Source organism: Pseudarthrobacter leeuwenhoeki, assembly GCF_055412885.1.
Genome location: NZ_JBVAYY010000012.1, coordinates 65,850 through 91,597, shown reverse-complemented (window position 1 = coordinate 91,597; position 25,748 = coordinate 65,850). Strand labels below are relative to the sequence as shown.

18 protein-coding genes, 2 tRNA genes and 1 pseudogene are annotated in these 25,748 nt (G+C 68.3%); 9 read left to right on the top strand and 12 right to left on the bottom strand.

Annotated features, from left to right (window positions below):
• Nucleotides 1–46: 46 nt before the first annotated feature.
• The 4 genes from ACZYX4_RS12555 (at nt 47) to ACZYX4_RS12540 (ending at nt 3,220) form a co-directional block, all read left to right on the top strand.
• Nucleotides 47–1,003 carry a J domain-containing protein gene (locus ACZYX4_RS12555; RefSeq protein WP_463876324.1) on the top strand — a complete coding sequence of 319 codons (957 nt, stop codon included), beginning with the start codon at nt 47–49 and terminating at the stop codon, nt 1,001–1,003.
• 22 nt (nt 1,004–1,025) lie between these two features.
• Nucleotides 1,026–1,493, top strand: coding sequence for a tRNA (cytidine(34)-2'-O)-methyltransferase (locus ACZYX4_RS12550; RefSeq protein ID WP_463876322.1), 468 nt, complete (start codon nt 1,026–1,028; stop codon nt 1,491–1,493).
• Between the two features lie 229 nt (nt 1,494–1,722).
• Nucleotides 1,723–2,328 carry an ECF RNA polymerase sigma factor SigK gene (gene sigK, locus ACZYX4_RS12545; protein WP_463876320.1) on the top strand — a complete coding sequence of 202 codons (606 nt, stop codon included), beginning with the start codon at nt 1,723–1,725 and terminating at the stop codon, nt 2,326–2,328.
• A gap of 1 nt (nt 2,329) precedes the next feature.
• Nucleotides 2,330–3,220 (top strand): anti-sigma factor, encoded by an 891-nt coding sequence (locus tag ACZYX4_RS12540; RefSeq protein WP_463876318.1) that lies wholly within the window; start codon nt 2,330–2,332, stop codon nt 3,218–3,220.
• A gap of 123 nt (nt 3,221–3,343) precedes the next feature.
• Here the strand turns inward: ACZYX4_RS12540 and ACZYX4_RS12535 are convergent, their stop codons facing one another.
• The 5 genes from ACZYX4_RS12535 to ACZYX4_RS12515 form a co-directional block, all read right to left on the bottom strand.
• A complete protein-coding gene (locus ACZYX4_RS12535) occupies nt 3,344–3,883 on the bottom strand; it encodes a gluconokinase (RefSeq protein ID WP_463876316.1) in 540 nt (179 codons plus the stop codon).
• Between the two features lie 74 nt (nt 3,884–3,957).
• Nucleotides 3,958–4,737, bottom strand: a complete 780-nt coding sequence (locus ACZYX4_RS12530) for a PIG-L deacetylase family protein (RefSeq protein ID WP_463876314.1) — start codon at nt 4,735–4,737, stop codon at nt 3,958–3,960.
• A 4-nt stretch (nt 4,738–4,741) separates the two neighbouring features.
• Nucleotides 4,742–5,695 (bottom strand): electron transfer flavoprotein subunit alpha/FixB family protein, encoded by a 954-nt coding sequence (locus tag ACZYX4_RS12525; RefSeq protein WP_463876312.1) that lies wholly within the window; start codon nt 5,693–5,695, stop codon nt 4,742–4,744.
• A 13-nt stretch (nt 5,696–5,708) separates the two neighbouring features.
• The gene (locus ACZYX4_RS12520; RefSeq protein WP_463876419.1) at nt 5,709–6,509 is read right to left on the bottom strand and encodes an electron transfer flavoprotein subunit beta/FixA family protein; all 801 of its coding nucleotides are present in this window, start codon (nt 6,507–6,509) and stop codon (nt 5,709–5,711) included.
• 225 nt (nt 6,510–6,734) lie between these two features.
• Nucleotides 6,735–8,399 carry a S1C family serine protease gene (locus tag ACZYX4_RS12515; RefSeq protein ID WP_463876310.1) on the bottom strand — a complete coding sequence of 555 codons (1,665 nt, stop codon included), beginning with the start codon at nt 8,397–8,399 and terminating at the stop codon, nt 6,735–6,737.
• A gap of 295 nt (nt 8,400–8,694) precedes the next feature.
• Here ACZYX4_RS12515 and ACZYX4_RS12510 point away from each other — a divergent pair, with 295 nt between their 5' ends.
• The 3 genes from ACZYX4_RS12510 to ACZYX4_RS12500 all read left to right on the top strand — a co-directional run bounded on the left by ACZYX4_RS12510 (nt 8,695) and on the right by ACZYX4_RS12500 (nt 13,330).
• Entirely contained in the window at nt 8,695–10,740 is a 2,046-nt protein-coding gene (locus ACZYX4_RS12510; protein ID WP_463876308.1) for a TPM domain-containing protein, read from the top strand.
• Nucleotides 10,741–10,888: 148 nt separating this feature from the next.
• Nucleotides 10,889–11,674: a PspA/IM30 family protein gene (locus ACZYX4_RS12505; protein ID WP_463876307.1), complete on the top strand. Its 786-nt coding sequence runs from the start codon at nt 10,889–10,891 to the stop codon at nt 11,672–11,674.
• A 216-nt stretch (nt 11,675–11,890) separates the two neighbouring features.
• Nucleotides 11,891–13,330, top strand: coding sequence for a cryptochrome/photolyase family protein (locus tag ACZYX4_RS12500; protein ID WP_463876305.1), 1,440 nt, complete (start codon nt 11,891–11,893; stop codon nt 13,328–13,330).
• 148 nt (nt 13,331–13,478) lie between these two features.
• Here the strand turns inward: ACZYX4_RS12500 and ACZYX4_RS12495 are convergent.
• The 4 genes from ACZYX4_RS12495 to ACZYX4_RS12480 all read right to left on the bottom strand — a co-directional run bounded on the left by ACZYX4_RS12495 (nt 13,479) and on the right by ACZYX4_RS12480 (nt 18,312).
• Nucleotides 13,479–13,552: transfer RNA gene (locus ACZYX4_RS12495), tRNA-Met, on the bottom strand.
• A 167-nt stretch (nt 13,553–13,719) separates the two neighbouring features.
• A tRNA-Met gene (locus tag ACZYX4_RS12490) sits at nt 13,720–13,793 on the bottom strand.
• Nucleotides 13,794–13,979: 186 nt separating this feature from the next.
• Nucleotides 13,980–16,991: a UPF0182 family membrane protein gene (locus ACZYX4_RS12485; protein WP_463876303.1), complete on the bottom strand. Its 3,012-nt coding sequence runs from the start codon at nt 16,989–16,991 to the stop codon at nt 13,980–13,982.
• Between the two features lie 172 nt (nt 16,992–17,163).
• Nucleotides 17,164–18,312, bottom strand: a complete 1,149-nt coding sequence (locus tag ACZYX4_RS12480) for a YlbL family protein (RefSeq protein WP_463876301.1) — start codon at nt 18,310–18,312, stop codon at nt 17,164–17,166.
• Between the two features lie 235 nt (nt 18,313–18,547).
• On the opposite strand from ACZYX4_RS12480, the gene ACZYX4_RS12475 reads away from it, so the two are divergent.
• Nucleotides 18,548–20,035, top strand: coding sequence for a zinc-dependent metalloprotease (locus ACZYX4_RS12475; RefSeq protein ID WP_463876299.1), 1,488 nt, complete (start codon nt 18,548–18,550; stop codon nt 20,033–20,035).
• A gap of 120 nt (nt 20,036–20,155) precedes the next feature.
• Here ACZYX4_RS12475 and ACZYX4_RS12470 read toward each other — a convergent pair whose 3' ends face one another.
• The 3 genes from ACZYX4_RS12470 to nudC form a co-directional block, all read right to left on the bottom strand.
• Entirely contained in the window at nt 20,156–20,809 is a 654-nt protein-coding gene (locus ACZYX4_RS12470) for a M48 metallopeptidase family protein (protein WP_463876297.1), read from the bottom strand.
• Nucleotides 20,809–22,911, bottom strand: coding sequence for an ATP-dependent DNA helicase UvrD2 (locus ACZYX4_RS12465; RefSeq protein WP_463876417.1), 2,103 nt, complete (start codon nt 22,909–22,911; stop codon nt 20,809–20,811). Before ACZYX4_RS12465 ends, ACZYX4_RS12470 begins: the two co-directional genes overlap by 1 nt.
• A 198-nt stretch (nt 22,912–23,109) precedes the next feature.
• Nucleotides 23,110–24,177, bottom strand: coding sequence for an NAD(+) diphosphatase (nudC, locus tag ACZYX4_RS12460; protein WP_463876295.1), 1,068 nt, complete (start codon nt 24,175–24,177; stop codon nt 23,110–23,112).
• A gap of 189 nt (nt 24,178–24,366) precedes the next feature.
• Between nudC and ACZYX4_RS12455 the strand changes: the two are divergent.
• Nucleotides 24,367–25,581: pseudogene (locus ACZYX4_RS12455) on the top strand (macrolide 2'-phosphotransferase); the annotation flags it as partial.
• Nucleotides 25,582–25,748 lie beyond the last annotated feature (167 nt).

Below are 25,748 nucleotides of genomic sequence, written 5' to 3'. Positions count from 1 at the left end.
CGGACGTCCAGGATGGGCTGGCACCATCGATGTAAAGGATTCTTGCTTGACGCAGGGCAACAGCTCGCATTACCAGGTCCTCCGGATCCCCGTCACGGCGACGGAAAAGGAAATCAAGGTGGCCTACCGCAAGGCCGCCCGCACCGCGCACCCCGATCACGGTGGCGACCCGGCCGCGTTCCGGCGCGTCACGCTCGCCTACGAGACGCTGATCAATGCCAAGAGCCGGGCCGACTACGACCGGTCCTACGGCGGCGGCCGTGGCGCTTCCGCCGGTCCGGCCCCCGACGAAGGGGCCCACTTCGATGCCCCGGCGGCCGGGAGCCGCGCCTCGGCCACTGTCCGGCGCCCGAACACGCCACGGAACACGGCCTCCGACGCCCCGGTCTACATCCCGCCCTTCGAGCAGTATGCCGGGACAGGCGAAGTGCCGCTGATCCCGGAGAGCCTGGCCAGCCAACAGGTCCACGGGCTGCCCCGGAAGCGCGGCATCTTCGGGGCCGAGGCCCGGATCCAGCGGGAGATGCGGACGGTGCAGCTCATCAGCCGTCAGATCCTCCCCGCCATCCCGGCCGCACGGCTCATTAACGGGCTGCAGTCCCCGGCGGACAACAGCCACATCGACCATGTGGTGCTCTCCGGCTACCGCATGGCAATCATCGGTTCGATGCTGCTGCCGCCGGGAGCCTATGCCTGGAACGGCTCCGCCCTGACCCACGGCGGACGGTCCATTGCACCGCCCCAGCTGGCCCACGTGGTGCGCCGCATGCAGGACATCTTCCCGGAACTGAACGTCACCGGCTGGACCGTGGTCCACAGCACTGACGGCAACCTGCACGAACCGGTGATCGACCGGCACCGCCGTTCGGGGGCGCACGAGACCGTGCAGGTGGTCAACGCCGCCGGGCTGGCCCGGGGCCTCAAGCAGTTCCTGGGTTCCGGCCCGGCCCCCAACACCGTCATCGTTCCGGTGCTGGCCCGGCTGCTGCGCGGGATGCACTAGCAGCCTCGCTAGGATGGGATGCGTGTTCCGCATCCTCTTCCACGCCCCTGAAATCCCCGGCAATACCGGCAATGCCATCCGGCTGGCCGCCATTACCGGAGCCGAGCTGCACCTGGTCGAGCCCCTGGGCTTCGATTTCTCCGACGCGAAGCTGCGCCGGGCCGGCCTCGACTACCACGACCTCGCCGTCGTGACCGTCCACCCGGACATTGACGCTGCCTGGGCCGCCCTCGCTCCGGACCGTGTCTTTGCGTTCACCTCCGACGGCGAGGCGTCCTACACCGACATCAGCTACCGGCCCGGGGACGTGCTGCTGTTCGGCCGGGAATCCGTGGGCCTGCCCGAGGAACTCAAACACGACCCGCATGTCACGTCCCGCGTCCGGCTGCCGATGCTGCCCGCGCTGCGCTCACTGAACCTGGCGAACGCAGCCTCGATCGCGGTCTATGAGGCGTGGCGCCAGAACGGGTTTGCCGGCGCCAGGCTGTAGGCACCGCAATTTTCCCGCGGCCGGGCAATCCTTTTGCCCGGCCGCCCCGAATCACTGCTGAAGTCCGGTTCTACCGACGGGCGGAGGGAACGGGGAAGGGAGCGAGGAGCGGCAGGTGAGAACCATGCAGGTGGATAGGCGCCCGGCCCGGCGTACCGCCGGCGGCCACGCCCCGGCAGCAGCCCGTCCTGACCCGCTATCGGCGGCGGGCACCTTATGCTTGACGGTGATGGACACTCCCAACGCCCCGATTCCCGAGGCTTCCGCTCCCCCTGGCACGCCGGCCGACACGAACCGCCGGCTCGGCGCACTGCTGGAGCAGATTGCCGCCGGCGACCAGACAGCCTTCGCCAAGTTCTACGAACTCACGTCACGGCGCGTCTTCGGCATGGCCCGGCGGGTACTGATCGATGCGGAACTCAGTGAGGACGCCACGCAGGAAGTCTTCCTCCAGGTCTGGCAGAACGCCGCCAAGTTCAACCCCGAGGCCGGCAGCCCGCTCGCGTGGCTCATGACCATTTCGCACCGCAGGGCCGTGGACAAGGTCCGCTCCTCCCAGTCCTCCACCGACCGGGAAGCCAAATACGGCGCCAGCAGCCAGGTCATCGACCACGATTCGGTCTCTGACGAGGTCGGCAGCAGGCTTGAGGCCGAGGCTGTGGTCCGCTGCCTGGCGACGCTGACCGAGACGCAACAGGAGTCCGTGCGGCTGGCCTATTACGGCGGCCTCACCTACCGGGAAGTCGCAGAAAAGCTCAACGCTGCGGTGCCCACCATCAAGTCCCGCATCCGCGACGGACTGATCCGACTGAAGACCTGCCTGGGGGTGAGTTGAGATGACCGATATTAACGCACGGAACAACGGCCGCGTCCCCGGCGGCTTTGCAGCCGATATCGCCGCCGACCTCGCCTCGGGACGCGCGGCAGACCTCGCCGAGGTGTACGCTCTGGACGCCGTGGACGACGCCGAGCGTGCCGCCATCGAGGGTTACCTCCTCTCGGCTCCGCACGCCGAACGCGCCGCCTTCGACGAGCGCGTCCGCCAGGCCCGGGAGACCCTCGCGACCAGCTTTGCCGCCGAGGAAGAACCGCCCGCCGGACTGCTGGACCGGATTCTGGCGGCCCTGCCCGGCCAGGGACGCGATGCAGCGCCGGGCGCCCACACGTCCCAGGAGCAGCCGGCGGTCCCGCCGGTCCTCGCCCGTCCCGTCCGGGAGCCCTCCCAGCTCGCTGCCACCGACGACCTCGGCGCCGCCCGCAAGCGCCGGGAGGAACGGCGCCGGCCGCAGGGAATGCGCAACTGGCTCGTCGGCGTCGCTGCCGCGGCCATCATCGCCCTGGGCGGTGTCGGCGTCGGATCCTACCTGGCGAACCAGAACGATCCGCTGAACCAGGTCCTGCAGGCCGGCGATGTGCGGCAGGCGACGGTCAACGTCACCGGCGGCGGCACGGCGACCGTGTCCGTCTCGCCGTCGAAGGACGCGATCGTCGTGAAGATGAACGACGTCCCGGCGCCGCCGGCCGGCAAGGTGTACCAGATGTGGCTGATTCCAAAGGACGGCTCGGCCCCGGTGTCCCAGGGCCTGATGGACGCGGAAGCGTTGTCCAAGCCGGCCGTCGTCAAGGGCATCAGCAGTGCGGCATCCCTGGGCATCACGGTGGAACCCACCGGTGGCTCGACGTCGCCGACCACCCCGACAGTGGCCGCCGCCCCGCTGGGAGCCTAGCGTCGGGGCTCCGCCCCAACCAACGCACCAACAAACGAACGAACGAGGCCGGGCAGGCCCCGGACCCCCTGAGGGTCCACGGCCTGCCCGGCTTTGTGCTGTCCGGGTTTGGTGCTGGTCCGGCTATGGCCTGCCCGCGGCGCCGGATGGGCCGTCGAGGCCGAGCCGGTCGATGATTTCCTGTGCTTCGTCCGCAGGCGCCGGACTGACGCTGAGGGTGATGAAGTTTTCATCTCCCGTGGGGGCTTCGAGAGCCTCAAACTGGGACTCAAGCAGGGACGGCGGCATGAAATGCCCGTGCCGGGCCGCCAGCCGGTCCGTGATCCGGTCCCTGCTCCCGTCGAGGAACACGAACACCACGCCTTCGCCGCGCAGGACATCCCGGTAGCTTTTCTTGAGCGCCGAGCAGGTGACGACGCCGGGGATGCCGGAGTCTGTATGCTGCCGGATCCACCCGGCGATGCTTTCCAGCCAGGGCCCGCGGTCCGCGTCGGTCAGGGGCTGCCCGGCGTGCATCTTCGCCACGTTCGATCCGGGGTGAAGATCATCGCCTTCCGCGAAATCCCAGCCCAGCCGGCTGGCCAGCTGGCCGGCCACGGTTGACTTTCCTGATCCCGAGACACCCATGATCACGAGCACGGGGTGCTGCGCAGTCCTCGCCACCACAGCCTGCCTTCCACAGTTAAATATGCTTTAAACAGGGGCGGGTTTATGGGAGAGGACAGTGCGGGGCAAGGCTAGAACCCTGCGATGGTTCCCGCTCCGTTGACTGGAACAACGTGGAACGCCTCCGCGCTGCGCCCGGCCGGGAGACCGCCCCGTTCCGCAGTCCGGAGCATCAGCCCACGGACCGTGCGGTCCATGGCCTCGACGTCCGGGTGCTGGCTGACGTGGATGTGGATCGCGGCGAGTTTGGCCTCGACGTGGTCCGTGACGTCGACGACGTGGTTTTCGCGTTCCTCCGGCCCGGCGAGGAGCCACAGCCACGGCAGCTTGTAGGCTTCCAGCCCCGCCTCGGCCAGCTCGGGATAAGCGAACGGGTTCTCCAGCGCCGGATACACCGCCCGGGTCACCGCCTCCCCCACCGCCAGATGGTCAGGGTGGCTCTTCTGGATCCGGTTCCAGTTCCGTTCCGGATGCATCGACAGCACGACGTCGGGGCGAAGCTGGCGGATCAGCCGCACCACTTCGCGGATCACGGCGTGCGAGGGCTCAAGGTAGCCGTCGCGCTCGTGCAGGTAGTGGATGTCGGTCACTCCGACGAGGGCGGCGGCACGGCGTTGTTCCTCGTTCCGCAGCCGGACTATCTCATCCCGTGGGCCGGGTTCAAAACCGCCGGCGTCCCCGTCGGTCATGATGCAGTAGCTGACCTGCACCCCGGCTGCGGTCCAGGCCGCGATCGTTCCGGCAGCGCCGAAGTCGATATCGTCCGGGTGCGCGGTGAAACAAAGCACCCGCTGGATCCGGTGGTGTTCCGGATCGAACGGGCTGCGCGCCTGGGTGGCGAAGGTGTCCACGGAATCAGCCCTTGCGCTTCTTGATTTCTGCGGTTGCCTGCGGCAGGACCTGGAAGAGGTCCCCGACGATGCCGAAGTCGGCGATCTCGAAGACGGGCGACTCGGCATCCTTGTTCACGGCCACGATCACCTTGGCGGTCTGCATGCCGGCCTTCTGCTGGATTGCCCCGGAGATACCCGCCGAGATGAACAGCTGGGGTGAGACGGTCTTGCCGGTCTGGCCGATCTGCGCGTCGTGGCCGATCCAGCCGGCGTCCGTTGCGGCGCGGGAGGCGCCGATGGCGGCACCGAGGGCATCGGCCAGGTCTTCCACGGGCCCGAAGTTGCCGTCGACACCGCGGCCCCCGGCCACGACGATCCGGGCCTCGGCGAGGTCCGGGCGGCCGCTGGCGGCCTTCTCGTTGCGGGCCGTGATCCGGGCCGACGCCGCGGTGGCGGTCTCCGGCACCTCCACGGTGACGGTTCCCGGCGCCGTGCCGGTGACGGCGGGTTCGGGGGTGATGCTGTTGGATTTGACGGTCAGGACCGCGACCGGCGTCGATGCCTTGGCGGTGGTGGTGTAGGACCCGGCCAGCACGGACTTGTGCGCGGTTCCGTCCGGGTCCACGGCGACGACGTCGGTGATGACGCCGGCACCGAGCTTGATGCCGAGTCTCGCCGCGATTTCCCTGGCTTCCGCAGAGTTCTCGGTCAGCACCACGGTGGCACCGGCGGTCTGCACCGCGGCGGCCAGGTAGGAGGCCTTGGGGCCGACGAGGTAGTCGTCGAGGTCCGCTGCGGAGGGCCGGTACAGCGTCTGGGCGCCGTAGGCCGCCAGCGTCGCCGCGACGTCCTCGTGCAGCTCTCCATTGAGGGCGACCGCCGGCTCGCCCAGGGACCGGGCAATGGTGAGCAGCTCAAGGCTGGCCTTCTTCAGGGCCTGGCCGGGGTTGTCAATGAATACAAGCACTTTTGCCATGTCTGGGAATCCCTTAGAGCAGCTTCTGGGTGGCCAGGAACTCAACCAGCTTGATGCCGGCGTCGCCCTCGTCGGTGATGATGGTGCCGGCGGTGCGCGCCGGGCGTGCCTCGGCTGATGCGACGTCGGTCCAGGATCCGGACCGTCCGACGTGCGCGGCGTCGACGCCGATGTCCGCAAGGCTCAACGTGGTGATCGACTTCTTTTTCGCCGCCATGATGCCCTTGAAGTTTGGGTAGCGGGGGTCATTGGCCTGGTCCGTGACCGAGACGAGGGCGGGCAGGGTGGCCTCGACCGTGTCCGTGTGCGAGTCACCGTCGCGGCGGGCGGTGAGTGTGCCGCCGTCGAGCTCCAGCGAGGACGCGAAGGAGACCTGCGGGAGGCCGAGGCGCTCCGCGAGCTGGGCCGGGACCAGGGACGTTTCGCCGTCGGTGGAGGCCATGCCGGTGATGACGAGGTCCGCGGGGGCATCAGCGCCGAGGTGGCGGATGGCGGCGGCCAGTGCCAGCGAGGTGGCGGCGGCGTCGGACCCTGCCAGCGCCTCGTCGCTGAGGAGGACGCCTTCGGTGGCGCCAATCTGCAGGGACTTCTTCACCGCGTTGACCGCAGCGGCCGGACCCATGCTCAGGGCAATGACCCTGTTGCCGGCCGCTTCCCCGCCGCGGGCCTCGATCAGCTGGAGTGCGGCTTCGAGGGCGTACTCATCCAGTTCGGACAGGATGCTCTCGGAGCGGTCCGTCGTGTGTCCCTCGCCGTTGAGGTGCCGGTCGAACTGGGCGTCAGGGACGTACTTGACCAGCACGATGATCTTCAATGTCTCTTCCACTGTGTTTGCAGCAGCCTTCCATACGGGTGGACAGCCAGCCGGGTGGGGTCGTGGCCACGGAGCGCCCGGCGTGACGGGTTGCTTCTAGCTAACCACATCGGGGAGCGCGGGCACGGCTGGGTGAAGGCCTGTGTCAGGGGGACGGCACGGCGAAGGCCGGACGGCCCCTGACGGGGCTGCCCGGCCTTCGGATGGGAACGCTGCGTGTTGCTCCTATTGCTCGGCGGCCGCGCCGAGGGTCACGTCCAGTTGCCGTTCCCCGCCGTCACGGAGGACAGTGACCTTGACCGCAGCCCCGGCGGGCTGCTCGCGCACGGCTGCCGTCAACTGGTTCGGGTCGCTGATCGCGAGGTCCTGGAACTTCGTCACGACGTCGCCGACCCTGATGCCGGCCTTGTCCGCAGCGGAGCCGGGCTCCACCGTGGCGACCTCCGCCCCGATGGAGAAACCGGAGGCCGAGGAGTTCGCGGTCTTCTGCTTCACGCTCACGCCGAACTGGCCGTGGGTGGCCTTGCCCGTGCTGATGATCTCCTGGGCGACGCGCTTGGCGTGGTTGATCGGGATGCTGAAGCCAACGCCGATGTTGCCGCTGGTGGCGGAGTCGCCGCCGGCGGAGGCGATCGCGACGTTCACGCCGATGATCTCACCCTTGGTGTTGACCAGGGCACCGCCGGAGTTGCCCGGGTTGATGGCGGCATCGGTCTGGATCACGTTGATCGAGATGCTGCCCTGGCTGGCGGTGCTTTGGCCCTGCCCGCCGTCCGGCGGGGCGAACTGGAAGCCCTGGTCGCCGCCCTGCGGGTCGTCCGCGCCTTCCTTGGGCGCGGCCGAGGAGGCAACACTGATGGTGCGGTTCAGGGTCGACACGATACCGTCGGTGACGGTTCCCGTGAGGCCGAGGGGCGATCCGATCGCGACGGCGGTATCGCCGACGTTCAGCTTGCCGGAGTCGCCCAGGACTGCCGGGACCAGCCCGGAGCCGTTCTGGATCTTCACCACCGCGAGGTCGGACAGCGGATCCGTGCCGACGATTTTGGCACTGTAGACTCTGCCGTCACTCATCCGGACTTCGACCGCGGCGTCGGCCGCCGTGCCGTCGAGGGTGACGACGTGCGTGTTCGTGAGAACATGGCCTTCGCCGTCCAGGATGATGCCGGAGCCCGTGCCGCCCTCACTGCCACTCGAGGCCTTGATGGTCACGACACTGGGGGTGGCCTTCACGGCAGCGGCGGTGATGGCGTTCACGTCTTCCCGGTTGTTCACGATCACAGGTCCGGCCTGGCTGCTGAAGCCGGGTCCTGTGGACGTGCTGGCCCGGTCCCCCAGCATCTGCGTGGTCCCTGCGACCACACCGCCGCCGACCAGGCCTGCGGCGAGGATGCTGGCCACGAGGGTGGGGACGCCGAAGGCAGCCTTGCGCTTCGGGGCGTGGGCCGGGTTGGACGCATACGGCGACCCGGGCTGGTTGCCTCCATAGCCGCCCTGCGGGGGCTGTCCGTAGGGCCCCTGGGCGTACTGCGGGTAGCCGTGCTGGTCACGCGGTTGCTGGGGCTGGCCCAAGGCGGAGTTGCCGGCCGGCTGGCCGTACACCGGGGCGGGCTGCGGGGTGGACTGCCCCGGGGTGTGGCCCTGGTGCAGGTGTTCCTGGGGGGCGCCAAACTGCTGCGTGTCCTGTGCGGGGGGACGCCCGTAGGACGGCTGGTGCTGCGGGTAGACCGGCTGCGGGGGGTTGTCCGCGGCCCGGTCCAGCCGGAGCGTCGGATTCTCCTGTGCTGAGTCCGGCGCGGGGGCAGCCTGCGGGTGCCCCGGAGCGCCCTCATCCGGCGTGGCCGGCTCCCGGTTCTCTGGTGACGCGCCCTGCGCTGGGTTCTCAGTCATAAGACTTCCTTTCATCCTCGTCTCTATTAACTATGGACGATCTCACTGATACTAGAGCGCACGTTTGCTGGGAGATTGCTGGACACCGGGAGGTACGGCGTCCAGCGGGCGGTGACCGGTTCAGCGCTTTTCGCTGGTGGCATATTCCCGCCTGTGGACGGCCTCATGGGTGCACCATAGAATCAAATGGAATTGCCACAGCGACCTGCGGCTTTACATCTGCGTGGGGGCGCTGCTGCATTCTGTGACGACCGGTTCGGCCCGAACCGGTCGCAGAAGTGCTGAAGGGTTGCGCATGCGGTCTACCTATAAACGTTTCCTCGCCGTTCTCGGCGTCGTCGGACTGCTGGCGCTTCCCGCCGCTACGGCCTTCGCCGAAGATCCGGTGACCCTCGACCCTGTCACTAAGGTCGTTGACTCCGCCGGTGTCCTGGGCGACCGGAGGGGCGACGTAGAACAGGCCATCAAGCAGCTCGGCGCCGACCACGCCATGACCTACCATGTCGTCTACGTAAAGAAGTTTGAGAACCCCACCGACCGGTATGCCTGGGCCAAGGAGGTGGCGGACACGGCCAGCCTGGGTGCCAACGCCATGCTGCTGACGGTTGCCACGGACACCCGCCAGTACCTGTTGAGCAAGCCGTCCAACAGCAAGATCACGGACGCCCAGCGGGACACCATCGTGACCAGCGCGGTCGACCCCAACCTGCGCGACGGCAACTACGCCCAGGCCGCCATCGACAGCGCCGCGGCCATCGGCGATGCCGCCAGCGGAGGCAAGGGCACCGTCCCGTCCGAGGGTGGCGGCGCCGGCAGTGCCGTGCTCGTGGGCGTGGGCGTCGTCGCCGCGGGCGGTGCGGGCGCCTACCTCCTCCTCCGCAACCGCCGGAAGAAAGCTGCCGCCAGCGCGCAAACAGGCTACGGCCCGCAGGGCGCCGAGCTGGATCCGCTGGCCGGGCTCACCGTCGAGGAATTGCGCCGCAAGAGCGGCTCACTCCTGATTGAGGCCGACGACGCCATCAAGTCCAGCGAGCAGGAGCTTGGCTTCGCGCAGGCACAATACGGCGACGCGGCCGTCGGGAACTTCACGAAGGCGTTGCAGGACGCCAAGGGCCACATGTCGGAATCCTTCAAACTGCAGCAGCAGCTCGATGACCACATCCCCGATACCGAAGAGCAGCAGCGGACCTGGCTCGGCGAGATCATCCGCCGTTCCGAGGCCGCTCTGGCCTCCCTGCAGGAGCAGAAGGCCGACTTCGATTCACTGCGGGAGCTTGAAAAGAATGCCCCGCAGGCGCTGGCTGCGGTCAGCGCCGGGGCGAGTGAGGCGGAAGCCAAAATCGCCAGCGCCGAGCGTTCCCTCGCCGAGCTGCGCGCCAAGTACGCCGAGAGTGCCCTGGTACAGGTTGGCGACAACATCAACCAGGCCAAGGAACGCCTCGCCTTCGTGCAGAACGCTTCCGTCACGGCCCAGGAGAAGCTCAGTGCCGGCGAGGGGAGCCTGGCCGCCGTCGCCGTCCGCGCGGCGGAAGAAAGCCTGCATCAGACAAACGTGCTGATCGGCGCCATCGCGAAGGTCGCCGGAAGCCTCGACGAGGCCCGCAGCGGCCTTGAGTCCGCCGTCGTGGACATTTCCCAGGACCTGGCCCAGGCCAGGGCCCTGATCCAGTCCGGGGCGCACCCCGAACTCGCCGGACCGGTCGCCGCGGTGGAAACCGCCCTGGCGCAGGTCAAGGCCGAAATCCAGGGCGGCAAGATCGATCCGATCGCCACCCTGGTGCGGGTCGAGACGGCGCACCAGTCGCTGGACGGGGCACTCTCGGGCATCCGCGACCAGCAGGAGCAAACCCGCCGCGCACAGGCCTCGCTGCAGCAGAGCATTATGTCCGCGCAGGCGCAGATCAGCGCGACCTCGGACTACATCACCGCCCGGCGCGGCGGCGTGGGCACCGAGGCCAGAACCCGCCTGGCGGAAGCCCAGCGGAACCTCGACTACGCCTTGTCCATCTCGCGCACCGACCCCGTCACTGCCTTGCAGTACGCCCAGCAGGCCCACTCGCTGGCGGCGCAGGCGGCGCAGCTGGCGCAGTCCGACGTCGACCACTTCGGCGGCTACGCCGACCAGGGTTACGGCCGCGGCGGGATGTTCGGCGGCGGCGGAGGCGGTGGCCTGGGCGGCGCCATCCTCGGCGGCATCCTGATCAACTCCATCCTGCACGGCGGCGGTGGAGGCGGAGGCTGGGGCGGCGGCGGCGATTCCGGCGGAGGCGGGGGCTGGGGCGGCGGCGGTGACTCCGGCGGAGGCTGGGGCGGCGACTTCGGCGGCGGCGGCGACTTCTAGGCAGGTGCGCCCGGCCAACACGGCCAACACGCCCGGCCCACACAGACTAGGCGCCGGCGGGCACGCTCCCGCCTGCGAATAGAAGCGGTACATTTCACTGTTCACCGAAATTCAGTGGGAACCACTGAGCAGGACGAAAGGTAACACCATGAAGCAGTCCATTTTCGGCCGCATGGCGCAGCTGGCGAAGGCCAACATCAACTCCCTGCTGGACCAGGCCGAGGACCCGCAGAAGATGCTGGACCAGATGGTCCGGGACTACACCAACAACATCGCCGAGGCGGAGTCGGCCGTTGCCCAGACCATCGGCAACCTGCGTATGCTCCAGGATGATTACAACGAGGACATCAAGAACGCCCAGGACTGGGGCAAAAAGGCCCTCGCGGCGTCCCGCAAGGCGGACGAGTACCGGGCCAACGGCGACACCATTGACGCCGAGAAGTTCGACAACCTCGCCAAAGTGGCCCTGCAGCGCCAGATGTCCGCGGAAAACGAGGCGAAGTCCGCCGAGCCGAGCATCGCATCCCAGACCGAGGTCGTGGACAAGCTCAAGCACGGCCTGGGGCAGATGAAGGGCAAGCTCAACGAGCTCACCGCCAAGCGCAACGAGCTGGTTGCCCGCTCCAAGACCGCCGCCGCCCAGACCCAGGTGCACGATGCCATGAAGAGCATCGACTTTATGGATCCCACGTCCGAGGTGGGCCGCTTCGAAGAGAAGATCCGCCGCGAGGAAGCCAAGGTGCGGGGCCAGCAGGAACTCGCCGCCTCCAGCCTGGACGCACAGTTCAACTCGCTGGAGGACCTCGGCGAGCAGACCGAGATTGAGGCGCGGCTTGCGGCGCTGAAGTCCGGCGGCTCCCCCGCGGCCATTGGCGCCGGTGAACACCGCGCCGCCGGTTCCTCCGTCGAAGAGGCGGACTTCGACAAGCTGTAGGCACATCCCCGGCGCGTTGCCGCCGGAAGTTCTGCCACCGGTTTTGCAGAGGCCGGGCCCGGACCGTTCACCGACGGTCCGGGCCCGGCCTTCGCTGTCCCGCCCGATGTCCGGTGGTGCGGCGGTGGTGCGGCGGTGGTGCGGCGGTGGTGCGGCTGTGGTGAGCCGTGCGGCGCAGGAGCGGCGCGGCCGCGGCTGCGCGTGTACCGTTGAGCCATGTCTTCGGGAACCCTGTCTTCGACCCTTGTCTGGCTCCGCGACGACCTCCGGCTGGACGACAACCCGGCCCTGAGCGAAGCGGTTTCGCTGGGACAGCCGCTGACTGTGGTCTATGTCCTCGACGAGGCCTCCCCCGGGGTGCGTCCCCTCGGCGGCGCCACGAAATGGTGGCTGCACCATTCGCTGGCCGATCTCGCCGCTGGACTTGAGGCCACGGGATCACGCCTGCTGCTGCGCCGCGGCGCGGCCGCGGACATCATCCGGGACCTCGCCCGGGAGACCGGCGCCTCGACGCTGCTCTGGAACCGCCGTTACGGCGGCCCCGAACGCGAGGTGGATGCCCGCGTCAAAGCCTGGGCCGCGGAACAGGGCCTCACCGCTGCCAGCTTCCAGGCGAACCTCATGTTTGAGCCGTGGACGGTGCGGACCGGGGCCGACGGGCCGTACAAGGTCTTCACGCCCTTCTGGCGGGCCTGCCTCGACGGCGAGGAGCCCCGGCTCCCCCTGGAGGCCCCGGAGCGCCTCCCCGCCCCGGCTGTGGACGCCGAGGGCAGGGTCCCGGCCGGCGACCCGATTGAGAGCTGGGGGCTGCTTCCGCACCGGCCGGACTGGAGTGCCGGCCTCGCCAGTACCTGGCAGCCCGGGGAAGCCGGGGCCCACCAGCGGCTTGAGGACTTCCTCGACGGTCCGGCAGAAGGGTACGGCACCGGCCGGAACATCCCCGGCACCGAGGGAACCAGCCGGCTCTCCGCGCATCTGCGGTTCGGCGAGATCAGCCCTTTCCGCATCTGGCATGCGCTGCGCGAACACTTTGGACCCGCGGCGCCGGCCGACGTCGGGATCTTCCGCTCCGAGCTCGGGTGGCGGGAGTTCTGCTGGCAGTTGCTCTACGAGAACCCGCAGCTGGCAACCCGGAACTACCGGCCCGAGTTTGACCGCTTCGCCTGGCAGACACCCTCCGACGCCGAACTCGAGGCCTGGCAGCAGGGCCGTACCGGGTACCCCCTGGTCGACGCCGGGATGCGCCAGCTATGGCAGACCGGCTGGATGCACAACCGCGTCAGGATGGCCGCCGCGAGTTTCCTCGTCAAGAACCTGCTGGCCGACTGGAGACTCGGCGAGGCCTGGTTCTGGGACACCCTGGTCGACGCCGACGCCGCGAGCAACCCGGCGAACTGGCAGTGGGTGGCCGGATCCGGCGCCGACGCCGCGCCGTACTTCCGGATCTTCAACCCGGTCACCCAGAGCAAAAAGTTCGACGCCGGCGCCCGCTACCTGCGCGCGTACCTCCCGGAGCTCTCCGGCCTGGACGAGAAGGCGATCCACGAACCGTGGAAGGCCAATGGTTCGGCGGCGGGCTACCCGGATCCGATCGTCGGGCTGCCGGAGTCCCGTGCCCGGGCGTTGGAGACCTACCAGCGGCTCAAGGACGGCTAGCGCCGGCCCAGTTGCCTGCCTGGCCGCAGGGACCCGGCAGGCAACTGGGGCTGCCAGGTACTGGGGCTGCCAGGTACTGGGGCTGCCGATTCTTGGGCAACAAGAAAGGCCCGGATCAACAGATCCGGGCCTTCCTTTTCTTCTTCAGTTGCGGGGACAGGATTTGAACCTGTGACCTCTGGGTTATGAGCCCAGCGAGCTACCGAACTGCTCCACCCCGCGTCGCTTGATCAACAGTACCCTACTTTTGACGCCGCCCCGACCACTGCCCCTACCGCTCCCGGGCCGCCGCCCGGGCCCGCTTTTGCCGGGGCCCCTGCTATACGCGGTGCCGGCTTAAAGCAGAAGGTCCAGAACACTGTTTCCAGTGTTCCGGACCTTCTCTTCAGTTGCGGGGACAGGATTTGAACCTGTGACCTCTGGGTTATGAGCCCAGCGAGCTACCGAACTGCTCCACCCCGCGTCGCAAGATCAACTCTACCTGCCGGTGAACTTGAGGCCAAATCGAGGCGTCGTGATGTGCGTCTCCCGGCCCCGGGCCTGGGGTCGCCCGCGCCTGGAGGGAAACGGAAAGGCCGGGTTCCCGCTCCGGCGGGAGCGGGAACCCGGCCTTCAGCCGCGACTCAGTTGCTGTGCATCAGTGCCTGCGTCAGCTGCTCGGCGTCGGGGCCGGGGTGGCCGCCGGCGTGGTGGCATCCGGCGCCGGGCTGGCCGCCGGTGCAGGAACCGGGGTTTCCGCCGCGATCTTGGCTTCGGCGTCGATGGCACGCTGCAGGGCCGCGGTGAGTTTCCTCTGCTCCTCGCCATAGGCTGCGAAGTCGCCCTTCGCTAGGGCCTCCTGGCCGGCCTTGATGGCGGCGTTCGCCGCCTCCAGGGCCGCCTTCAGCTCTGCCTTCGCATCCGTGCTGCCCGGAGCTGACGGGGTCTCGCCCGGCGTTCCGGGCGCCTGCCCGTTGTTGGCCGAGTCGCCGGCGCTGGCTCCCGACTCACCGCCGAACAACTGGTTCAGGGCCTCATCCAGGGTCGGCGCGAAACCGATCTTGTCACCAAACGCCACGAGGACGCGCTGGAGCGTGGGGTAGGAGGTCTCACCCGTGGACCGCAGATAGACGGGCTGGACGTAGGCCATGCCGCCGCCAACCGGCAGGGTCAGCAGGTTGCCGTTGAGCACCGCCGACGCACCCTGCCGCAGCAGGTTCAGGGCCTGCGAGACGGTGGGGTCCGAGTTGAACTTGTTCTGCGCCTGGCCCGGGCCTGGGATGTTGGACTCCGGCGGGATTTGCAGGAGCCTGAGCTGGCCGTAGCTTTCGGCCTTCACGCCTTTCTCATTGCCGGCGTCGGAGTCGGCGGCCAGGAAGCCGTAAAGCACGTTGCGGGCGTTTCCGTTGACCACCTGCGGGATGAACGAGGAGGTCAGCTGGAAGGCCGGGTTGTCCTGGTCAGGCATTTTCAGGGACATGTAATACGGCGGCTGCTTGACGTCGCCCTGGACGGTCGGATCGTTCGGGACGCTCCAGGCATCGTTGTTGGTGTAGAAGCTGTCCGGCTGGGTGACGTGGTAGCGGCCAAGGAGTTCACGCTGGACCTTGAACAGGTCCTCCGGGTAGCGGACGTGGCTCATCAGTTCCCCGGACATTTCCGAGAACGGCTTCAGCGAGGACGGGAAGATGTTCTGCCAGGACTTCAGCACCGGGTCCTGGTCGTCCCAGGCGTAGAGCGTCACCTTGCCGTCGTAGGCGTCCACTGTGGCTTTGACCGAGTTGCGGATGTAGTTGACGGTGGTGTTCGGCAGGGAGGCCGTCCGCCCCGCAGTGGTTTGCGAGTCGGCGGTGGCCTCCGAGAGCTGCTCCTGCTGGGAGTACGGGTAGTACTGGCTCGTGGTGTAGCCGTCCACGATCCACTTCACCCGTCCGTCGACGACGGCCGGGTAGGCGTTGCCGTCCACAGTGAGGTACGGGGCAACCTTTTGGACACGTTCCCGGGGGCTGCGGTCGTAGAGGATCTGGGATTCGGCGTTCACACCGTCAGAGAGCAGCAGGTCCGAGGACTGGAACTTGATCGCGTAGAGGACCTTGTTGAAGAAGCTGCCCACGTTCGGGCCGCCTTCGCCGGTGAAGGTGTACTGGGTTTCGCGGTCGCCTTCCTTGGCGGCGGGCCGGTCCTGCTCGCGGTTCGGGGCGCCTTCGGGGGCGCCGACGATCGAGTAGTCTGCCGAGTTCTCGCCGAAGTAGATCCGCGGCTGGTAGGTCGAGTCATCGCCGAGCACGCCGGTGGACGGGATTCCGGACTGCAGGAATTCCGGTTTGCCGTCGACGGTGAACTTGTTGCCCTTGGCAGCGACGACGCCGTAGCCGTGGGTGTAGACGACGTGACGGTTCAGCCAGGACTGCTGGTTGGCGCTCAGACCGTCCGGGTTCAGTTCGCGGACGGCGATGACGGTGTCCTGGATCTTCCCGTCAATCTCATAGCGGTCCACGTTCAGGGCGCTCGGGAACTGGTAGTAGGGCCGGTACTGCTCGAGCTGGGAGAACGCGTCCGAGATCAGGTTGGGGTCCAGCAGCCGGATGTTGGCCGTGGTCTGCGCGTCGGGGGCCAGGGCGCCCGTGGTGGGGTTGGTGGTGGCGTTGTACCGGGTTTCCTGGATCTTGTCGAGGCCGTACGCCGAACGGGTCAGGTTGATGTTGCGTTCGATGAACTCCTTCTCCAACGTCTGCTCCGAGGGCCGGACCTGGAACTGCTGGATCACCCACGGGTAGACACCGCCGGCCAGGATCGAGGTGATAACGAGCATCGCGGTTCCGATGACGGGCAGCCGCCATTTGCCGATCACGGCAGCGACGATGAACAACACGGCGACGAGGACCGCGGCCACGGCCAGGATGGCTTTGGTGGGGATGACGGCGTTGACGTCCGTATACAGCGCGCCGGCCCAGCGGCCGCCACTGTTCTGCACGGCGGCGTAGCGGTCCAGCCAGAAATTGGCGCCGAGCAGGAGCAGGAAGGCTGCGCCGGAGACTGCGAGGTGGATCTGCGCCGCGCGGCTGGTGAAGATGCCGCGTTCCATAATCCGGATGCTGCCGTACAGGTAATGCGTCAGGATGCCCGCGACGCCGGCGACGATGGTGACGCTGATCAGGAAGCCGGTGACGAAGCCCAGAAACGGCAGGGTCATCAGGTAGAAGCTGATGTCGAGCTCGAACAGCGGATCGTTCTGGCCAAAGGGTTCCTGGTTCAGGAACAGAAGCACCCTCTGCCACTGGCTGGCCGCTGCGCTGCCGGCGAACAGGCCGAAGAGGACGGGCAGGCCGATCATCACGACGCGGCGGATGGGTTCAAGCTGGACCTGGTAGCGGTTCAGGTTGTCCCGGATGTCCGAGTCCGGTGCGTACACGGGGCGGGAGTTGTAGGCGATCCGGATCGCGAAAAAGACGGCGGAGAACATCAGGGCGAAGCCGGCCAGGAAGATGGCGATGCGTGCCAGGTTCTCGGTCAGGAAGACTTCGAAGAAGCCCAGCTGCTGGTACCAGAGGACGTCTGTCCAGACATTGGCGAAGAAGATGAAGCCCACAACAATCAAGGCCACAACAATCAACGTCGGTGTCAGTGCGCTTCGTCGTTGCTGGGGTCTTCCGGGCGGGACAGTGCTGGCTGGACGGGACAAACTCGGTACCTCATAGCTGGTCGTCAGTTAGTGGTTTTTAGTTATCTGTGCGGTGCCTTGATGCGGGAACGTGAGGTTTCTGCATTGTAGCGACCGCCGGCACCGCCCCAACAGGGCGGCGAAGCCGTCGTAAGTGCCACGATTGGCGGTGGATCTTAGTTCCGCCGCCAGTCTAGTGGCTGGAGCAAACAGGAAGCCCGGATGTGTCGGCACCGGATGCGGCCAGTTCGACCGCTTTCCGTGCGTCGGCCAGATTCTCGACCCGAACCACCTGCAGACCGTCCGGAATATGACCAACGACGTCGCCGCAGTTTGCGGCCGGTGCCAGGAACAGGGTGGCGCCTCCGGATCGCGCGCCGTGCATCTTCTGGCTGATGCCGCCAATCGGACCGACAATACCGTCGGGGGTGATGGTTCCCGTGCCCGCGACGTGCTTGCCGCCGGTCAGGTCGCCGGGGGTGACCGTGTCCACGATGCCCAGGGCGAACATCATCCCGGCACTGGGACCACCGACCTTCTCCAGGGAGATCTTGACGTCGAAGGGGAACTTGAACTGGTACTGCAGCAGGACCCCGAGGATGAACCGCCCTGCCTCGGTCCGGGATGGCGTGATGCTGGTGGCCACATTGCTGCCGTTGCGGTCGACGACAACCTCCACCGGGGCACCGTTACCGGCAGCCAGCTCAGCCTGGACGACGCTTAGCGCGGTCGCCGTCTTGCCGTTGACGGACAGCACCACGTCGTTTTCCTGAAGCTTGCCGGCAGAGGCGGAACCCTCCGGGATGCCAGCGATCTGCATTTTCTGCTCAAACGCGATCCCCAGTTCCTTCAGGGCTGAGGCCACAGCGTTCTCCTGCGAGGTGGTCATCGCGACGGCGCTTTCCTGCTGGGACTGTTCCTTGGTCACGCCGGTGGGGAAGACGAGTTCCTCCGGATAGACGCCTTTGGCGCCGTTGAGCCAGGCCGAGAACGCCTCGAAGACCGTCACCGGCCCGTTGGGTCCGCCGTCGACGTAGACCGTGGTCAGGTCCAGGTTGCCCTTGGCAGGAAAGGTCTCGCGGCCTGTGACGCTGATGACCGGTTGGCCGTTGTCATTGCCCAGGGTGTTGAAGGTGGGGCCGGGTGATTCCACGACGTACGGGACAGGCAGGCTCAGGGCGGTAACGCCCAGCGCCAGTGCGAGCAGTCCCGAGACGAGCATGGCTGATGAGCGTTTGTCCCGTTTCCGGCCGGAACTTGATCCGGGCACCAGGGCCCTGCGGCCCCGGGTCTGGCCGGCCGCCGGCTCCCTGGCGGGCGGCCCGCCCTGCGTAATCGTCAATGAAGGACCTCTCCGTGCCGGCGCCCGGGGACCGTGCGGACCCCTGATCAGCGCACCGCGCCCGCGCTCTAAGCCGCGGCTGCTGCCTGCCAATATTCCAGTTTCCAACACTACGCGCTCGGCTGCCGGCTGGTCTCTTTGCCTACAGCGAACGTGGCGGGGTTTCAGCAGACAGCCCGCTGGCTGCGGGGTACCGTGAACGTGAGAAGCAGCCACACCGACGATCGGCGGGATCATGAGCTCCAACCCACTTAATCCGTCCAATGGCGACGAGGAACCCAAGGATCCGCTGGCAGAAATGCTGAAGAACCTGATGGGTGGCCAGGGCATGGGTAACATCGACCCCGCGGAACTGGCGAAGGCTGCGGGCCTTCCGGACGACCCGAACCTCCTCGCCCAGATGTTCTCCCAGGTGCAGGCCATGATGAGCGCCTCCTCGGAAGGACCCGTGAACTGGGAGCTAGCGCACGAAAACGCCCGGCGTGTGGCCGCCAGCGGCTCCGACCCGTCCGTCACCGCGCAGCAGTCCCGCGAGGTCGATGAAGCCCTGCGGCTCGCCGAACTGTGGCTTGATCAGGTCACCGGCCTGCCGGCCACGGGGCTGATCGGCCGCGCCTGGTCACGGGCCGAATGGGTCGAGGAAACGCTTGGCACCTGGAAACGCCTGACCGAGCCGGTTGCCAACAGCATCGCGAATGCACTCTCCGCTGCCATGACCGAGCAGATGCCGGAGGAAATGAAGTCCATGATGGGCGGCGCGTCCTCAATGCTGCAGAACATGGGCGGGGCGATCTTCGGCATGCAACTGGGCCAGGCCATTGGCGCCCTGTCGGCTGAGGTGGTCAGTTCCACCGACATCGGCGTCCCGCTTGCCGACCTCGAAATGGCACTGCTGCCCTCCAACGTGGCAAAGTTCGGCGAAGGCCTGAGCCTGCCGGAGAACGACATCCGCCTGTTCCTGGCCGTCCGCGAAGCAGCCCACGCCCGGCTGTTCGTGCAGGTCCCCTGGTTGCGGGGGCACCTCCTCGGCGCCATTGAAGCGTACGCCCGCGGCATCCACATCGACACCTCGAAGATCGAGGAACTCGCCCGCGAACTCGATCCGGGCAACCCCGAGGGCATCCAGGAGGCCCTGTCCCAGGGCGTCTTTATGCCGCAGCGCACCCCCGCGCAGGATCAGGCGCTGGAGAAACTTGAGACTGCGCTCGCTCTCGTGGAGGGCTGGGTCGATGAACTGAGCTGGGCGGCCACGGAGAAGCTGCTGCCCTCCGCCGCGGCGCTGCGTGAGACGGTGCGGCGCCGCCGCGCCACCGGTGGACCGGCCGAACACGCTTTCTCCTCCCTCGTGGGGCTCGAACTGCGCCCGCGCCGGCTCCGGGAGGCCGCCGCCCTCTGGGCCTCACTGAAGGACGAACGCGGTCCCGACGGTCGCGATGCGATCTGGCAGCACCCCGATCTGTTGCCCACTGCCGAAGACCTGGAAGACCCCAAAGGGTTCAGCGAACGCCGGAAGCTGGCCGAGGCAACCGATTCCGAGGTTGACGACGCCCTGCAGAAGCTGCTCAGCGGCGGCTTCGACGAGCAGGAGGACACCCCGGCGGCCGGGGAAGAATCCGCCGAATCCGGGCAGGAGCCCGGCGAATCCGGGGAGGAGCCCGGCGACAATACCGGCGGGACCGGGACGGACGACGCTCCCGGCACCGGCGGGAACCCCAAGCCCTAGCTGATCGGCTGGCCCCGGCTGGAACTTCGGTTCCGGCCGGGGCTTTTCCGTGCCGGCGTTCAGGGGCGCAGGGACTTGCGGCTGCGCGAGCGGGACAGCGCCAACCCGGAGCAGGGATCCTCAGATGCCCAGGGTGTCCGCTCCGGCGCCGTCCACGTCATCGCCGTCGCTCACGCCGTCGCCGTCGCCGTCGCCCGGCGGAAGGCCGCGGGAGGTGGCGAAGGAAACGCCCTCAAGGAAGGCCTTCGCCCGGGCGGTGTCCGGGTAGGCCTCGAGCAGACGCCAAAACGCGGCGTCGTGGCCGGCCACCAGCAGGTGCGCCAGTTCATGCAGCAGCACGTAGTCGATGACCCACTGCGGCATGGGCTGCAGCTTGTCCGAGAGCCGGATGGTCCCCTCCGACGGCGTCGCGGACCCCCAGCGGGAGTTCTGGTTGCCCACCCAGCGCACTGAGGACGGCACGGCCCGGCCGCCGAAATACTTCGCGGACAGCCCGGCGGCGTGCGCCGCGAGGGCGGCATCGCTGCGCGGGCGCCGCCGGCCGGCGCCGCGGGTCCCGCGTTCCCCCTGGCGCCGCAGCTTCTCGAGCATCCGGTGCACCCATTCGTGTTCCTGGGCGCGGCTGAAGGAGGCAGGAATGGCGACGACGGCGGTGCCGTTCTCCCAGAACGCCGCCACGGTGCGGCGGCGCCGGGCGGAACGCCGGACTTCCACCGGGGCGCCGTCGGCAGTGGTCAGCGGCGTTGCCGCCGGAGCCGCCTGGCTGCCGGCCATCAGAGGGTGGTGCTTTCGACCAGCACTGCCAGCACTGCTTCGCCGTATTTCTCCAGTTTGGACGGGCCCACCCCGGGTAGTTTGGCAAGCTGTTCGAGGGATTCGGGCCGGGCTTCGGCAATAGCGGTCAGTGTGGCGTCCGTGAAGACCACGAAGGCGGGGACGTCGGCCTCGAGCGCAATGTCCTTGCGCCACTGCCGGAGCGCGTCGAAGGTCTGCTCCTCGTAGCTGGGCGGGCACTGGTTGCAGCGGCCCACCTTGCGTTCGGCCCCGGACGAGAGCATGGTCCCGCAGACCCTGCAGGTGGCCGGCACTGCGGCTTTGCGGCGCGGCGCCGCCCCCTTGCCGCGGACGGAGGAGCTGGCCACGGAGTCGGGGCGCAGCCCGTCCAGGAAGCGCGAGGGCTTCCGGTTGGCCCGCCCGCCCGGGGTCCGTGCGGTGGACCAGGACAGGAACAGGTGTTCCCTGGCCCGGGTGATCCCCACGTACAGCAGGCGGCGTTCCTCGTCCACGGACTCGGGGCTGTCGGCGAAGGAGATCGGCATCAGCCCCTCGCTGAGCCCGACGAGGAACACGGCGTCCCATTCGAGGCCCTTGGCGGCGTGCAGCGACGCCAGGGTGACGCCCTGGACGGTCGGGGCGTGCTGGGCCAGGGAGCGTTCCTGGAGTTCGTTGACGAAGTCCGCGAGGGTGAAATGCGCGCCGCGGCTGATCACGAGCTCGTCGGCCAGCGCGACAAGCGCTGCGAGGGATTCCCAGCGTTCCCGGAGCGCGCCGCCGCTGTGCGGGGCGGCGTCCGTGTAGCCCAGCGACGCGACGATGTCACGGACCAGCTGGCCCAGCGGCTCGGGGCTGGCGGTTTCGGCGACGGCCCGGGTGGCGGCCCGCAGCTGCAGGATGGCGTCCCGGACTTCCTTGCGGGCAAAGAACCGTTCCCCGCCGCGCAGCTGGTAGCCGATCCCCGCCGAGGCCAGGGCCTGCTCGTAGGCCTCTGACTGGCCGTTGGTGCGGAACAGCACAGCGACCTGGCTGGCCGGCGTGCCGGCATCGAGGAGCTCACGCACCTTGACCGCCACGGTGGCGGCCTCGGCCTCGTCATCGGAGCATTCGGTGAACTGCGGCACCGGACCGGGCGGGCGCTGCGCCACAAGCTGCAGCGGCGTCGCCCAGGCGGCGTCGGCGACGGGACCGCCGCTGCGGCGGCCGGCCAGCAGGTCGTTGGCCAGCCTCACCACCTGCGGGGTGGAGCGGTAGTCGCGGATCAGCTTGACGACGGTGGCCTCGGGGTACTGGGCTTTGAAACCGAGCAGGTGCTTCGGCGAGGCGCCTGTGAAGGAGTAGATGGTCTGGCTGGCGTCGCCGACAACGCAGAGCTCGTCGCGGCCGCCGAGCCACAGTTCCAGCAGCCGCTGCTGCAGCGGCGAGACGTCCTGGTACTCGTCGACGACGAAGTGGCGGTACTGCTCGCGGACGGTGGCGGCGACCTTCGGGTCCTCCTGCAGGATGCCCACGGTGATCAGCAGCACGTCCTCGAAGTCGATCACGTTCCGGTCCGTCTTGACGTCCTCATAGGACTGGAAGACGCGGGCGACGGCGGTCAGGTCAAAGCCGCCCGGGGCGCCGCGGCCCTGGGCTTTTTCCAGATAGTTGGCCGGAGTGAGCATCGACACCTTGGCCCACTCGATTTCAGAGGCCAGATCGCGGATCGAGGCCCGGTCAGTGCTCAGGCGCAGCCGCCGGGCCGCCTCAGCAATCATCTGGGCCTTGTGGTCCAGCAGGTTGGGCAGGACGCCGCCGACCGCCTGGGGCCAGAAGAACTGGAGCTGTCGCAGGGCTGCGGCGTGGAAGGTGCGGGCCTGGACGTTGCCGACGCCGAGGTCGCGGAGGCGGCTGCGCATTTCAGCCGCTGCCCTCGACGTGAACGTGACGGCCAGGAGGCGCTGCGGGTTGTACACGCCGGAGTGCACCCCGTAGGCGATCCGGTGCGTGATGGCGCGGGTCTTGCCGGTGCCGGCACCGGCAAGCACGCACATGGGTCCCTGCAGGGTGCTGGCAACTTCGCGCTGTTCGGCGTCAAGGCCGCCAAAAATGCGCTCCTCCAGGGAGCGGTTGTCCGGCGCCGGGGCTTCGGCGTCCGGCGCAGCCTCGTCGGATGGGCCGGACGGGCCGGACGGGAGTGCGCCGGACTGGAAGATATCTGTGTTCACTTCTGCTGCTCAGTCGTTCGAGGGTGTGCGGTGGATGCGCCGCGGTGGTCGAGCCGCGGCGCGGGGGTGCCGCTGGGTGTTCTCACGGGCGCCTCACGGGTGGTCCGCGCGGTCCCGGATGGCCCCGCCGTACCAGTGCTCGATCAGGGCCCGGGCGATGGAGAGCCTGCTGGAGATGACGATTTCGCCGCTGAGTACTGCCTCCTGCAGTTCGCTCCGGCTGAACCAGCGCGCCCGCGTGACCTCGACGCCGTCGGGCGTGGCGTCGGTGTCCGCGGTCGAGGCTGTGAAGCCGAGCATCAGGGAGGCCGGGAAGGGCCATGGCTGGGAACCGAGGTACTGGCAGGCGGTGACCCGCACGCCGACTTCCTCGCCGATCTCCCGGACCACTGCTTGTTCCAGCGACTCCCCCGGTTCAACGAACCCGGCGAGGGTGGAATAGTTCCGGGCATCAAGGGGGCCGCCGCCGCCGAGCAGCAGCCGGCCGTCCGGGCCCACCACGGTGACGATGATGGCCGGATCGGTTCGCGGGTAGTGCTCGGAGCCGTCCGCGGGGCAACGGCGGACCCAGCCTCCGGCTTCCGGCGCCGTGGCGGTGCCGCAGCGCGGGCAGTGGGTGTGTGTGGCGTGCCAGTTGGCGATGGCGCTGGCCTCGATGAAGATCGCGGTGTCGGTGGGGTTCAGCGTGGCCGCGACATCACGGAAACCCGCCCACTGCGCGCCCTCGGGGATGCCGGCAATGTGGTCTTCGAATTCCTCGGCCTGGACCTCGAACTGCTGCGGCAGGAGGAAGAGGATCAGTTCGGTTCCCGCGGCAAGGTCCGGGCCGGGCAGGGCGGAGCCCAGGTAGATCAGCTGTTCCGGGGCGTAGGCCGTGTCCTGCAGGTGCCGGGCGAGTTCGGCTGCGTCCAGCAGCACCAGGCTGCCGCCATTGATGAGGGCCTGCCGGCCCGACAGCACCATGGCCCGTGCGGCGCCGGAGTCCAGGAGCTCCTCGACCATCCCGGGCTTAACCCGCGCCGCGGAGCCCCGGTCAATCAGCGCCGGGCGCACGGGAAGGACGGTGTCCAGGAGATGGTTGGCGGCCAGGCCGGTATGCGGGGAGATTGACGTGCCTGCCTGGGCTTGGTGATTGGACGCCGGTGACTCCGCAAGACTCATGTACCCACCGTACTGACTCCCGCGGACAAATGACATTTCCCGCGGGCGTATGTGGGCATCCGCACGTGCCCCGCCGGTGGCAGCAGGGCACGGCGCAGGAACGGTCCCCGGTGTGCAATTTATTCCTGATCTTTCAGACTCGCCGTGGTGCATCGCCGTCTTCGGCGCCGCTCAATCTACCGTGGAAGCGTGAGAAGAAAACCAATCGAACTGGCAGCTGTGGCAACCGCGGCAGTCCCCGGACTGACCCCGACCGCCGTCAGCTCTGCGCCCGACGATCCGGCGGACTTCGACTCGGCACTGCTCCTGGATTCGGAAGGCAAGCGCTGGCGCGTGCGCTCGCCGCGCCATGCCGAGGCCAGCGCACGTCTGGAAATTGAGTTCCTGGTGCTGCGTGCGTTCCTCCCTGGCATCCGGGCCGAACTTCCCTTCCTGATGCCCACCGTGGCCGGCACCGTGCGGCAGGGCCCGCTGACCACGTTCGTCTACTCGCACCTGGCCGGCTCGACCCGGTCGGTCGAGGAACTTGGCGCCGCATCCCCTGCGGTGGCCAGTGAAATCGGCGCAGCGCTCGCCGCCATCCATGATTTGCCCCACTCGCTGGTCAGCAATGCCGATCTGCCGAGCTACACCCCCAACGAATTCCGCCAGCGCCGCCTCAACGAACTGGACCAGGCCGCCACTACGGGCAAGATTCCGTCCTTGCTGCTTCGCCGCTGGGAACACGCCCTCGAGGACGTCTCCCTCTGGCGTTTCAACCCGTGTGTGGTCCATGGGGACCTTCACGAGGACCACCTGCTGGTCGACGGCGACCGTGTCACGGCTGTGACGGGGTGGACCGATCTGAGGATCGGGGACCCGGCCGATGACATGGCCTGGCTGGTCGCCTCCAACGACCAGGACTTCGTGGACGCCGTCCTGGCGCACTACACCTCGTCCCGGCGCGACGTGCCGGACGCCCATCTGCTGCGGCGTGCCGCGCTCTCCGCCGAATTCGCCCTGGCGCAGTACCTCGTCAAGGGCATTGCGGCCGGGAACCAGGACATGATCGACGAGGCCGAGTCCATGCTCACAGCGCTCGCCGAGGACGTTGCGGAACACGGCGGGCAGCCGATCAGCGTGGAACCACTCCCCCAGCCCACTCCTGCTCCGGCTCCTGCTCCTGCTCCTGCTCCTGACCGGGCGCCACAGACGGCAGCTGCAGGCAACGCGCCGGTGCCTGCCGTGACCAAGGCGGCCCTGCCGGCCCCGGACCCGGTCTCCGGCCTTGCCGCCGTTCCCTCCAGCGCCGTGAGGCCTGCCGTGCAGGTCACGCCCATCCCCGCCGCAGCGAGCGCAGAAGGCGCAGCGGTTGAGGCTGACAGCGCGGTTGAGGCTGACGGCACCGGGGATGCCCGCGCAGCTGACGACGGCACTGCCGCCGAGGGCTCGAAGCCGGCGCCCCACAAGGCGTCCGGTGTCTCCGTCACTGCGATTCCCGACGACGGGCAGGCCGCCGAAGAGGCCTCCGCGGAAGACACCTCAACCCAGTTGATCGCCATCGTCCAGGCCGATGCGCCGGCCCAGGACGA